The organism is Bacillus sp. 7894-2 (genome assembly GCF_002272225.1).
In the GTDB taxonomy this organism is placed as follows: Bacteria; Bacillota; Bacilli; order Bacillales; family Cytobacillaceae; genus Cytobacillus.
On record NZ_NPDG01000088.1, the window covers coordinates 45,284 to 57,849 of the forward strand.

A 12,566-nucleotide genomic window follows, 5' to 3' on the forward strand; every position below is an offset into this window, starting at 1 on the left:
CTTAGACTCTTTTATTGCTCAAGCGGGATTTTTAATACCTGGCCCGTTTGTATTTCATTTGACGGCAAATTGTTGGCTTGCTTTATTATTTCAATTCCGGATTGGGATTTATAATAGGTCATGGCAATTCTAAAGATTGTTTCCTTTGGTTTAACCGTATGGTAGACAACTTTGCCTTCCTTTTTTAATTCATCCTGTGTTCCGTCAGTTTTCGACGAGTCTGTACTATCAGGAGCTGTTTGCCGGGCTTGCTTTTCGGATGCGGCTTCAGAACCTTTATCTTCTTCATCAGGCTTTTCTGAAGTCTGTTTTTCCTGCTGGTCGCTGGCTGCTTCTTTTTCTTGTGACTCTTCAGCTTTTTTAGCTTGTTCAGGTTTCTCAGTTTCCTGCTCTTCGCTTACTTCTATGGTCGTCCCTTCCTCTTCATCATTTGTAGCAAAAACGACCGTTTCAGAACCAATTTCTTCAGATTCTGCATTTAACCCGGTATTGATGCTTTTATCACTGCTTACATATTGATAAATGCTGAAGATGGTAATCGGGAGCAGGATAAAAAATAAAGCCAGCAAGCGTATAACAGGGTACTTAACTCTCCATTTATTTTTTTTCCTTTTTTCCTGATGTATACGGCTCCGCGGCGGCAAAGCGGATTTTTGCCCGCTGTCTCCCGTTTCCTGTTTTCTGTCAATCCTCTTGCGGAGTCTTTCAGCCTGATCTCTATATGGGTCTTCTTTACTCATGTTTCATCCCTTCCTGTAAAAAAAATCATAAGAAGCTTATTTAACACTGCTGTTATCCATTGTTCATTGCCTATTCCTCTTTTGATTTTTTCAGGTACCTTTTTCGAATAAGGATACCCAAAAGAAAATCAATCAGAAAATGCATAACAATCGTAACAAGCAAATTATTGGATATATGATAAATATAACCTATAAAAAAGCTTAATGTAATAATATTTACAAACAAAAACCAATTAAAAAGATATCGATAATGAACAAGTGCAAAAATAAGACTGGAGATTGCAAGTCCAAAATGAGTCTGAATGACACCTCTGAACAGAAGTTCCTCGCTTATTGCCACCACTGCTGCAATAAAAGCAATATGAAGAATATGGCGGTTTTGAAAAATTTTCTTATTTAATCCTCCGTCATCATACATTTCCTCAGGGAGGAGCTTCATCAAGATAATATCAATCAGGAAAACAGCCAATCCTGCCGCTGCCCCAATGACAAGAATATTAATATCATCAAGTACAAAAAGAGCCTTGAATTCCTCAAAACTGTTAAATAATATAATACTAAGGATGAAAGCAATGGCTAAAATAAGCACCTGAGTAAGATAAAGATGGAATAATAGTTCCTTATCAGTTAATTCCTTAATGATGTCCTCGTATTTTTTCTTCAATTCGGTTCACTCACTTGGAATCAGGAGGTATTCTAAATGATTCTTCCAATCATAATGCATACTATCCTGATTATCTGATTTTGTGCTTCTTATGAATTCATCCAATTGCAAACCGCATATATCACAGCAGTATTGGACCGGGATATTTTTTTCCTCATCAAAAAAGGAAAGTATATTTTCTCTCCGGCAATTTTTATGGTGTATCCACCCATACATTTCCTCAATGCTATTTATTTTCAATTTGATTCTGCCTTCGCAGTACCCATTCATTTCCTGCAGAATCCTTTTATACCCTAGTCCGGATTTGGCTTTCCGTTCAAAAAAATCATAAAATATTCTCCACTGAATTTCTGTTAAACCGGAAAGCTGTTTAATTTGTTCTTCATAAGCACTGATATTCGTAATCACATTCGGGTTTTCTTCCAGCCAGCCGCTGATCCAATCAATTTGAGACTTGTCAGGAAATTCATTTTCTGCAATTTGTATGGGAAGCTGCTCATCACCGGGTGTATAGAGCATAATAGCTATACTTTGTTTTCCATCTCTTCCTGCCCGTCCTATTTCCTGCAAATAAGATTCAATCTGAAGAGGCATATGAAAGTGTATCACATACCGGATGTTATCTTTATTAATGCCCATGCCAAAGGCGCTTGTAGCGCAAATAAGATCGAGCTGCCCATGGATAAACTGCTGCTGCACAAGGATGCGGCTTTCCTGGTCCATTCCCCCATGATAAGCCATCACTCTTTTGGCTCCATTTCCCCTCAGCATATCGGCTGTTTGTTCAGCCATTTTTTTGCTGGAAAAATATATAATGCCAGGACCCTCAAGGCTCTCAGCAAGCTCCACAAGCCTCTTTGTTTTTACACGGAAATTTTCTGCCTTTTCTACAGTCAGCGCTATATTAGGACGGTCAACCGAATAAATAAATTCGCTGCAGTCCAGTATGCCGAGTGACTTTTTTATATCTGTTTTAACCTCATGCGTAGCTGTGGCAGTTAAAGCGAGTGTAACCGGGTTCCCTATCTTTTGCCTCACTTCGCCAAGCTTTAAATAATCAGGCCTGAAATCATATCCCCATTGGGAGATACAATGAGCTTCATCAACAACAAATAAAGCGATGCGCAATTTTTTCAGCTGAGATTGTATTGATTCATAGTAAAGCATTTCGGGTGAAATAAAGATAAACTTATACTGATTCAGATTAGTTAATGCCTGTTTTTTTTCAAAACGGGATAGAAAAGAATTGAATGCTATCACCTTTTTTTCCCCATTCATCATAAGCTGCTCCGCCTGATCCTGCATCAGGGACAGCAAAGGAGAAATAATAATCACCTGGCCTTCAATCATATATCCCGGCAGCTGATAACAAAGGGATTTACCCGTACCTGTAGGGAGCATGGCAACAGTATTTCTGCCTGCGAGCACGGATTCAATGATTTCTTTTTGTCCAGGTCTGAAGGCAGAATATCCAAATTTTCTTTCCAAAAGTTCGTCCAATCTCATTGTCCCTCTCCAAGCTTTGCCATTACTAATCTGATTTCAAAATAATCGGATTCAGGCACTATTTGACGTATTTGCTTTAATTGCATTGAATCAGCACGATTGGCTGCATAAAGAATCAGCTTCTGTTTTTCCTTCGAGACGTAAGGTGTGATATTAAACCGGCTGTCGTTTAATGCTACTTCCACAACATGATCCTCAATAGTACTTTTTTTCAATCTTCTCATTTTAGCAATAGCATCCAAATCCAGTCCCTGTTTTAACATTGTGTAAGTCTTTTGGGCAGACAATGTTAGCTGAACTTCATTTCCTGCATCGCTCACGATCTTATTGATAAGCGGATATTCGGCAGAATTATCTCTTACGCTTGCCAATATATGATGAATAGCTCCAAGGAACTGATGGTGGTAATAATCCTGGCTGATTCCAAGCTGTTCAGAAGCTTGAACAGCTGTGAGGCCAATGCGGTTATAGCCTGTCATCCTCAATGTCAGCACAGCAGGATTAATATCACTCAGCTCTTCAAGGCACTGACCCAGTTCCCTGTACAGCATAACCCCAACTTCATCGCGGGCAAATCCAGATGTTCCCAGAAAGTCTTTCAGCCATTCATGAATATCTCTTTTTCTTTGGATAGGAAGGTACTTTACATTGTTATTATTCAAGTGTGATATTACCTGAATTAAAAGCGTAATCCTCTCCCAAAACAATTCACTTGTACTATGATACAGCCATCCGTTTAATGATGAAGGTATTGGACATTCTAAAAGAGATCTTTCGAGCTCTTTCTTCCCTTCTGCAGTTAAAATGTAATGCTTTTTATCAATGGCAGTCATCCAGCTGCTGCTTAGGATTTCTTCTGCAAGTTGGTCCAGTACTCCCCTGCTTAAATTTCCAAATGTACGAAAAAACGGGGTTAGTTGAAATAGATGAGCATCTTGGATCGTCTGGGAAGACTTTTTTCCATTCAGCAAATGTAAAATGGAATAGATAGTTCTTTGTCCCTGCAATTCGTTAATACAGTACATTATTACAGATTTCAAATATGGTCTTTGCATTATGTTCACCTTACGGCTTAAGATTTTTTATTTTTTTATTACCTTCTTTTTCTTACTTCTATTTTATCATGAAAGAAATAGGCAGGCCGTTTTAATTATTTCTAACAGGGTAAATTATGCCTAAACCCTTATGTGATAAGCATTCTCAATACATTTTCTATTGAAAAGTTGAACATTCAGTTTTACAATAGGATGTGAGGAATGTGTTACCATCATCTTGATGGGAGATTAATTGTTTAATTCTTGGGAGGTTTTTTCATGGCAAAGTATACAATTGTTGACAAAGAAACATGTATTGCATGTGGAGCTTGCGGCGCAGCTGCACCGGACATTTATGATTACGATGATGAAGGCATCGCATTTGTTACCCTTGATGATAACCAGGGTATCGTTGAGATTCCAGATGTATTGATTGACGATATGATGGATGCATTCGAAGGCTGCCCAACCGATTCAATCAAAGTTGCTGATGACGCTTTTGATGGCGACGCGCTTAAATACGAATAATCCCTCAGCCATACTCTAATCTTTGTTAAGCTACTGCTCCCTTTCAACTAGAAAGGGAGTTTTTTTAGGCTTTTAAATTGAAAAAGCAGCGGAACATTGGCCGCTGCTTTAAATTTATTATTCATTATGCTGCACTTTTTAATACAGCCTGCTTTTCCACCCAGGTTCTCATGCGTGTAAAAATGAGCATGAAAACAATTGAAATAATAAGTCCTTTTAATATATTGAATGGCAAAATCCCGGTCACAATCATTGTTCTCATTTCAGGCGCTGACATTGCCGGGAAATTCAGGAAGAATGTATATGCCGGCAGAATGACAAGGTAATTAAGCACACTCATGATAACAGCCATCACTATGGTGCCGATTACGAGCCCAAACGTCATGCCTTTTTTAGTCTTCAGCTTACTGTATACATAATAAGTAGGCAAGACGAACAAAATGCCTGCCGCAAAGTTTGCAATGTGTCCAACAGGTACCCCTGTTGCACTCCCTGTCATGAAGTAATCAAGAATATTTTTAATTAGCTCCACTAATATACCTGCCGCCGGGCCAAAGATTAACGCTGCGATCAATGCAGGAATATCGCTGAAGTCAATCATCAAAAATTGCGGAAACGGCGGAATTGGAAAATTGAGCAGCATTAATACATAAGAGATGCTGCTTAGCATTCCGATGGCTACCATTGATTTGATATTAAGTTTTTTCAAGTTCCTCTCTCCTTTTTAGGACTATCTCTCCTATAGAAGAAAGGTTCGGCTAAGCAAATATCTTCGCAATAAATAACCCTCAAGCTAAAATAACTTGAGGGAGAGTTGCAAAGGCACGCTTAATAACGTTCAAAACCTGCATTTTTTGAACGTCTGCAGAACCTCCATCTTCTCCCATCCAGACTGTACTGTCGGCTTTGGAATCGCACCAAATCCTGCCCAATTAAATGCAAAGCGTTTATCGAACAAAACGCTTCTCTCAGGCTCGCGGGCTTAGAGTTAAGAATACCTCATCACCGCCGGTCGGGAATTTCACCCTGCCCCGAAGATAGACCGTATTTATTTATACAGATTAATTATACTGAAAAAAAGTTATTCTGTGAAGGGGTTTGTTTACCTGTATGGGTTTGAAATATATATCCATGTCCATACCTATAAAATTTTTATGGATAATGCAAAAAAAGGGAGGCTCCACCATCCCTTTTGTATTATCCAAGCGGATATTCCTTTCTTTCTCCTTTGGAAAAAGTCATGATGGACTGATATCCGACTTCTTTTGCAAGAGCAATTGCCTTATCAAAATCGGCACCTACATGTTCAGGAAAGTGGGCATCAGATGAAAGTACGATCGGGATATTTTTCTCATAACATTTTTGCAGGAGCCGTTTATCCGGGTATAGTTCACCTACTGGTTTTCGCAGACCGGCTGTGCTGATCTCCACACATGTCTTGGATTCTGCCAGTGCATTGGCTGCACGATCATACTGCTCCAGCAGAAACTCTTCGTCCTTAGGAACATATTTAAAGATTTTCACGAGGTCCAGATGGCCTACAATATCAAATAAATTGGATTGGGCCAGTGTGACCACTTGATCAAAATACTTCCGATATACCTCATAAAGATCCCGCTTATCCCATTCTTTTCTAAATTCAGCTAAATCTATGCCGAAATCTCCAACCCAATGAATAGATCCAATTACATAATCAAATGAGTAGCTGTTAATAAACTTGGCCATTTCTTCATGCTTGCCCGGAGTGTAGTCCATTTCTATAGACATTTTCACATCTATGTCAGTACTCCACGCTTCTTGAAAAACATTCACATAGTCCTTCATATCATAAAAGCGTCTTTCGTTTACCCATGAATTTTGCAGAATGTCTGCTGTCTGATAGAAATGATATGCATGCTCCGAAATCCCAAAAGAATCAATCCCTTTTTGAGCAGCAGCATCTGTGAATTTTTTTAAATAGTCCAGGCTTAACGTGCCGTTTTCAAGATGGTTATGATAGTCTGTAAGCATTACTCTAACTCCCCCAGTTTTTTACCCATTATACTTTAAGGGAGTAAAGCGGTGCAATCATTTCTATTCTATTTTTTGTGAATGATTAGAATTTGTCCAATTTTGATAACATCTGAATTTGCATTGTTTAACTCTTTAATAGCTTTTGCTGTTGTATCATGCATTTTTGCTATAGAAGTTAATGTATCGCCTTGTTTAACAGTGTATTTACTAAATTTGACGGGTTTTATCAACAGTCTTTGACCGGTAAGAATATGATCAGGATTAATATTATTTAAACCCGCAATATCACCAGGCTGCAGACTATAGTGTGCAGCGATGGTCCATAATGTTTCCCCGGTTTTAACTATATGGTAGGTTTCCCCCGAATCATTTGTTATTTGCCCGGAATTATTATTAGACGGCCGGGCTGAAACTTCACGTGCGTTTTCAGTTCTTTCAGCTGCATTTACAGCTTGTCCAACTTCTCCCATGCCAAATGCCACAGAGGGATCCACTGCATTTATTTTATCAGCTGTCCATGCCTGCGCATGTATCTCAAAATGAAGATGGACTCCTGAAGAGTCACCTGTGCTTCCCATCAATCCGATTTTCTGTCCGAGCGAAACTTTTTCACCTTCAGCAGATAATCGTTTATTCAGGTGGGCGTATACTGTTTCGGTTTGGTTGCTATGTTTAATAAATATCACATTTCCATATGTTTGAGAGTAATACGACCTGGACACAATTCCAGCGTCAGCGGCATAAACCGGAGAACCGGAATCTCCGGCAATATCAATGCCTTTATGCTGACCGCTTCTTGTACCATACGTATCTGTAATTACACCATCTGCCGGCCATACCCAATGCTCTGTCGACTCAGAAATTTTTGGCTCAGCAGCTTTAGAATGCTTCCCTCCCAGAAATAGCAGACTCACACAAATAGCCATTATTCCTGCGATAAAGAAACGTCTTATGTAATCCTTCATTCTTTTCCTCCTATGATGTCAGCTGAAATATCCGCATGAGCGCTTTCTTTCCGCACCCTCTTCCACCCTATGACAGCTTGTACTCTTTTAGAACAATTAACAATTAAGCTCATAAAAGCACAGTGATTAGTATTCTTCCAGCAGCAGGGTTTTTATGCAGATATGGAGGAACTTTATCCCAAATGGAAAAGACGGCCACATGGGGCCGCCTTTCTAATTTGGCAAATCTCTTTTATTAGCTGCTATCGGCACCTTTAATTCCTCCGTAAGATCAAATTTGCCTATTTTATCAACATCTGCATTTTCCAATTTGACCGTGTTGAAATCAAAGTCTTTGGCAGTAAGAAGAATTGCTTCGATCGCATGAAGCGTTGGCGCATTATCAACTATTTCTGATTCATTATTAAAACGGATTATGAGTTTGCCATCCTTTATTTCTTCTATTTCAAAATCAATATCATCCGGTATGGATGCCTGTAGATTATTTTCAGTCCTATTTTGCTTCATGGCTTTCAGAGCGTCTTTTACCGAATTGAGCTCTTCTCTTAACGGGACAAGGAATGGTGTTGAATCAGCACCATTGGAATAGAAGAAATAATAAATTAAGTTACCATTGCTTTTTTCCGGGATAAATTCATCTCTATATCCATAATGACTGAACTCAATGCCAACTTTCCCTTCCGTCCTGAGGTTAATCTTTTCTATATCAAGATTATTTATTATATTCGCCATAACCTTTTCTAAAAGCAACTCTGTGGTGGAGGACATACTATAAGGGTGATCCGCCGGCACATCAATTGTCAGTATATTATTTTCCTGATCATGTGTAAAATTTGCTTTTAAAGGATAGTAATCCTCTAAGCCCCATGCATCCTCAGTAAGTTTGTTCATCGTGTCTTCAAACAAAGCAAATTTCGTCCTGTCCGGGTCATCATCAACCAGAACGCTGACAGGTACAATATTTTGAGCCTCCTTATCCGGAATTGCATAGGTCAGGACTTCTTTTCCTGCCAAATCTTCTTCATAAACGGCAGTGGTGTTTGCTTCGGATGAAACAGACTTCATGCTTATATCATTTTTTGAGTCTTTTTCCGGGTCACCGGAAAGGTGCGCATGATCCTCTTGTGGATCTTCTTCTTTTGCAAGAGGTTCCGGGTTCGACTCTTCGTCTTTGTTTTCAGATATGCTGTAATTGTCGCCTGTTATTTGTTCAGATGATTGTGTCTGATCTGATTTAATTTCGACTTGCTTATCAGCAGACTCCTGCCAATTCATAAGGTTCGGGGCAAGAATGAAAAGCAGGAGCAAGGCAGCAGCCGCTGCTGCAGCAGGCATAATCCATGTTCTTTTCTTTTGTTTGCCCATTTTGATTTGTATGGTTTGATAGATTTCTCTCGGGTCTCGACTATCTTTAATCTTAGGCATCTGGCTCAACAATTCCTGAAGCTGCTCATCGCTCCACTTTGATTCCTTCATTATCCATTCCCTCCTTTGCCTTAAAATGTTCCATATGATTTTTCAACACCTTTAATGCACGATGCTGTGTTGTCTTTACCTTACTTTCAGTCCAGCCAAGTGAATCAGCTGTTTCTGTAATGGTGAGTTCATGTATATATCTCATAATTATGACTAGTCTCTGGTCAATGGTGCATAAATCCAGACAGCGATAGATCATCTGGATTTCTTCCCGTTGGACAGCAATTTCATCAGGCAATGGGAGTTCATCCTTTACCTGTTGTGTTGACCAGTCAAATTTCTCCATAATCTTTTGTTTCCAGCCCTTTTGCTTGCGAAAGGAATCAATGGCAACATTCCGCGCAATTGAAAAGAGCCATGTTTTTTCACTGCTTTTCCCTTCAAATCTTTCATATGACTTTAACACTCTTATATAGACTTCCTGGACTAAATCCTCAGCCAGTTCCTTGTTTTTGACCATATAAAAAAGAAATTGAAAAACGTCCTGATGGTATTTTTTATAAAGTTCATCAAAAACGGAGTCCATGAATTCCCCTCCCCGTTCAATAAAATAGTCGTTCTCTCTCTAAAAAAAGTTACAGTTTAACTATATTATTATTTTGCAGAAAAGCGCAAGAGCCTGTTTGGGTGGAGGATTACTCCCTGCCTTCGGATACGAATGGCCAATGCCTTATCATTATAATCCAAAAAGAAAGGGAAGGAAATTCTTGCATCTCCTTCCCCATTCTATAATTAATTGTTTCCCGTGTATCAAGAACAATCGCCACAATTCCCGTCTTTAACCGTCATTTCGAGGGGATAAATATTGAAAATGTCGTACCATGTCCGGTCTTGCTTTGAACGGTAATATGGCCTTTATGAGCTACAATAATATTTTTTGCAATTGCGAGTCCAAGGCCAGTTCCGGAGCGGCCCCGTGTCCTTGCTTTGTCAGCTTTGTAAAAACGCTCAAATACAAACGGCAGGTCTTCTTCGGGGATTCCCGAGCCAGAATCTTTCACTTCGATAAGCAGCCCCCGTTCATCACTCCTTTCGATAACTTTAACCTCTCCATTTTGAGGGGTATGCCGGATGGCATTATCAATCAGATTGGTCATAACCTGTTCTATTCTGTCCGGATCAAATTGAATAGATAAATTTTCGCTTTGCAAATCATGTTCCAGGTTAATTTCCTTCTCTTTAGCGAGTCCCTGAAATTTTCTGGTGATTCTTTGCAGAAAGGAATTTACATCAGTTTTTTCCATTGTCAGCTGAATATGCCCGGCTTCCATTCTGGCAAGATCAAGCAATTCGTTCACAAGCCGGCCCATTCTCAGCGATTCATCATAAATGACGCTTGCCATCTCTTTTTTCTCTTCATCCGTTCCGGCAATATCATCGACGATCGCTTCACTATATCCTTGCATCATCGAAATTGGCGTCCTTAATTCATGAGAAACATTAGCAATAAAATCGTTGCGGAGCTTATCAAGCTTACGCTCCTCAGTCATATCCCTGATAACTGCAACCGCTCCCCTAATATATTTTTTATTATAAAGAGGGCTGACGATTATCACCCATGAACGTCCCTGTATTGGGATTTCACCAATCTGTTCCTTCTCCGTATTAACAGCAAGCTGAAAGAGCTCCATTACTTTGGAAGGAACTTCTTCTGTATTATTCTCGATGTCATCCAGCTCATAAAACCAGCTTTGCAGAAAACGCTCTGCAGGAGGATTTGTAATCAGAATCGTTCCATCTCGGTTGAAGGTGATTACCCCATCAGCCATCCCGCTTAAAATGCTTGCCAGCTGTTCTTTTTCCTGGCTTAAGGCATTCATATTAAATTTCAGCTGTCTGCCCATTTGATTAAAAGCCATGGCTAATTCGCCAACCTCATCATTAGTCAGAATCGGAACTTTTGTATCAAATTTACCTCTTGCTACCTCAAAGGCAGCTTCTTTCATTTTTCTCAGCGGAGCATTGATTCTTGTCGATAAGAAAAAAGCAAAGATGGTTGTTAAAATGATGGCAACTCCCGCAGCCAGCAAAATAAATTTTGTGGTTGAACGCAATGTTTCATGCATTACCTCAATGGACTGATAAATAAAAACGGCTCCATTGCTGCCGTCACCTTCAAGCGGGACTCCAATGATAAGAATTTTGCTGTCGTCATCTGCAGATACGTCTGTATACTCCGGATTAACGGATGTAACTTTTTTTACAGTCTTGTCTTTCGTAAGAACTTCTTTTAAATCATCTTCCTCGGTGAGATAGGAAATGGGCAGTTTTAATGAATCTGTATGGTTTGGTGAATAGTAGTACTCTTTCTGCGAGTTAATAATGACTACTTTTGTAACATCATCGACAAGCTCCCAGGAAATCTCCAAACCGACATCACGATTATGTTCTTTTAAAATTCTGGTTATTTTATGGGCAGTATTTGATAATCCCTTTTCTGTCTCATTTATATGGTAATTCTCAAAGAATTCCAGCAGCATGACTGTTAAAATCAGCAGTACAAAGGAAACTAATAAAAGAATTGTGCCCCAAAGCTTTCCGGCAACACTCCTAAAGAGCATCATTCATTAATAACCTCAAACTTGTAGCCCACTCCCCAAACGGTGACAATCATTCTGGCAGCCTGCTCAGAAACTTTATTCAGTTTTTCACGCAAGCGCTTCACATGAGTATCAACTGTTCTTAAATCTCCGAAAAATTCATAATGCCATACTTCTTTAAGCAGATGCTCCCTGTCAAAAACCTTATCCGGCGCCTTTGCCAGGAAATAAAGCAGTTCATATTCCTTTGGCGTCAAACTGACTTCTTTTCCATCAGCCATTACTTTGTGAGCGTCATTATCTATCGTTAGATGAGGAAATACGATTACATCTTTTGCTGATGTTTCTGTCTGCAGGTAAGTAGTTTTAGAAGATCTGCGCAATAAAGCCTTCACACGCAGCACAACTTCCCTGGGACTGAAAGGCTTTACGATATAATCATCAGTGCCGACTTCAAAGCCCTGTACGCGATTAACTTCTTCCCCTTTAGCTGTAAGCATGATAACGGGAGTAGCTTTTTTTTCTCTCAGTTCTCTGCAGACTTCAATGCCGTCTTTCCCGGGCATCATTAAATCCAATAGGATAACATCATAATCATTTGCCAAGGCTTTTGACAAAGCCTGGTTTCCATTCTCTGCTTCATCAATTGAAAAATTTTCACGCTCAAGGTACATCTTCAATAAACGGCGGATTCTTTCTTCATCATCCACTAGCAATATTTTTACTTGGTTTTCCATTTTCAAGTCCCCCTGACGTCAATAGAAATAGCTATTTTCAAAATTCATTTTAGATAAAGAATTTTGCCCGTTGATTTCCGCTGCAGGCACTTGCTTTCCACGGGGCTACCGGGAGCCTCCTCGACGCTCTGCGTCTGCGGGGTCTCCCCTGGTATGCTACTCCCGTAGGAGTCTCGCACCCTCCGCTCCAATCAACTCAGCAGTGAAATATAGTATACAAATCAGAAAAACACTAGACTATACGAAGATTAAAAATCTTTAATTAAAGCCCTCACTATTGTGAAGTGAAGGCTTGTATGATTAATATCAGAATTATTATCTTTGAATTTTTAGAACTGTCTAGCTCCAGCGCCTACCCCCTCG

Annotated in this window: 12 protein-coding genes and 1 riboswitch; of the genes, 1 reads left to right on the forward strand and 11 read right to left on the reverse strand. The window is 39.6% G+C overall.

Annotated elements, in window-relative coordinates; genetic code table 11:
• Window positions 1-11: 11 nt before the first annotated feature.
• The 4 genes from CHI10_RS13170 to CHI10_RS13185 form a co-directional block, all read right to left on the reverse strand.
• Window positions 12-740 (reverse strand): LysM peptidoglycan-binding domain-containing protein, encoded by a 729-nt coding sequence (locus tag CHI10_RS13170; protein ID WP_095244716.1) that lies wholly within the window; start codon window positions 738-740, stop codon window positions 12-14.
• A gap of 70 nt (window positions 741-810) precedes the next feature.
• Entirely contained in the window at window positions 811-1,404 is a 594-nt protein-coding gene (locus CHI10_RS13175) for a CPBP family intramembrane glutamic endopeptidase (protein WP_095244717.1), read from the reverse strand.
• Between the two features lie 6 nt (window positions 1,405-1,410).
• Complete coding sequence (locus CHI10_RS13180; RefSeq protein WP_095244718.1) at window positions 1,411-2,910, reverse strand: RecQ family ATP-dependent DNA helicase; 1,500 nt, start codon at window positions 2,908-2,910, stop codon at window positions 1,411-1,413.
• Window positions 2,907-3,965: a YpbB family protein gene (locus tag CHI10_RS13185; protein WP_095244719.1), complete on the reverse strand. Its 1,059-nt coding sequence runs from the start codon at window positions 3,963-3,965 to the stop codon at window positions 2,907-2,909. Before CHI10_RS13185 ends, CHI10_RS13180 begins: the two co-directional genes overlap by 4 nt.
• Before the next feature lie 258 nt (window positions 3,966-4,223).
• On the opposite strand from CHI10_RS13185, the gene CHI10_RS13190 reads away from it, so the two are divergent.
• Window positions 4,224-4,472, forward strand: coding sequence for a ferredoxin (locus tag CHI10_RS13190; protein WP_095244720.1), 249 nt, complete (start codon window positions 4,224-4,226; stop codon window positions 4,470-4,472).
• A gap of 124 nt (window positions 4,473-4,596) precedes the next feature.
• Here CHI10_RS13190 and CHI10_RS13195 read toward each other — a convergent pair whose 3' ends face one another.
• The 7 genes from CHI10_RS13195 to CHI10_RS13225 all read right to left on the reverse strand — a co-directional run bounded on the left by CHI10_RS13195 (window position 4,597) and on the right by CHI10_RS13225 (window position 12,203).
• Window positions 4,597-5,181, reverse strand: coding sequence for an ECF transporter S component (locus CHI10_RS13195; protein ID WP_095244721.1), 585 nt, complete (start codon window positions 5,179-5,181; stop codon window positions 4,597-4,599).
• A 162-nt stretch (window positions 5,182-5,343) separates the two neighbouring features.
• Window positions 5,344-5,515: riboswitch (FMN riboswitch) on the reverse strand.
• A 154-nt stretch (window positions 5,516-5,669) separates the two neighbouring features.
• Complete coding sequence (locus tag CHI10_RS13200; RefSeq protein WP_095244722.1) at window positions 5,670-6,482, reverse strand: histidinol-phosphatase; 813 nt, start codon at window positions 6,480-6,482, stop codon at window positions 5,670-5,672.
• Window positions 6,483-6,550: 68 nt separating this feature from the next.
• Complete coding sequence (locus tag CHI10_RS13205; RefSeq protein ID WP_095244723.1) at window positions 6,551-7,450, reverse strand: peptidoglycan DD-metalloendopeptidase family protein; 900 nt, start codon at window positions 7,448-7,450, stop codon at window positions 6,551-6,553.
• Window positions 7,451-7,663: 213 nt separating this feature from the next.
• Entirely contained in the window at window positions 7,664-8,926 is a 1,263-nt protein-coding gene (locus CHI10_RS13210; RefSeq protein WP_095244724.1) for a hypothetical protein, read from the reverse strand.
• On the reverse strand, window positions 8,901-9,452 hold the full coding sequence (sigX, locus tag CHI10_RS13215) for an RNA polymerase sigma factor SigX (RefSeq protein ID WP_095244725.1): 552 nt from the start codon (window positions 9,450-9,452) through the stop codon (window positions 8,901-8,903). Before sigX ends, CHI10_RS13210 begins: the two co-directional genes overlap by 26 nt.
• A gap of 259 nt (window positions 9,453-9,711) precedes the next feature.
• Entirely contained in the window at window positions 9,712-11,490 is a 1,779-nt protein-coding gene (locus CHI10_RS13220) for an ATP-binding protein (RefSeq protein WP_095244726.1), read from the reverse strand.
• Window positions 11,487-12,203: a response regulator transcription factor gene (locus tag CHI10_RS13225; protein ID WP_095244727.1), complete on the reverse strand. Its 717-nt coding sequence runs from the start codon at window positions 12,201-12,203 to the stop codon at window positions 11,487-11,489. Before CHI10_RS13225 ends, CHI10_RS13220 begins: the two co-directional genes overlap by 4 nt.
• Between the last annotated feature and the right edge of the window lie 363 nt (window positions 12,204-12,566).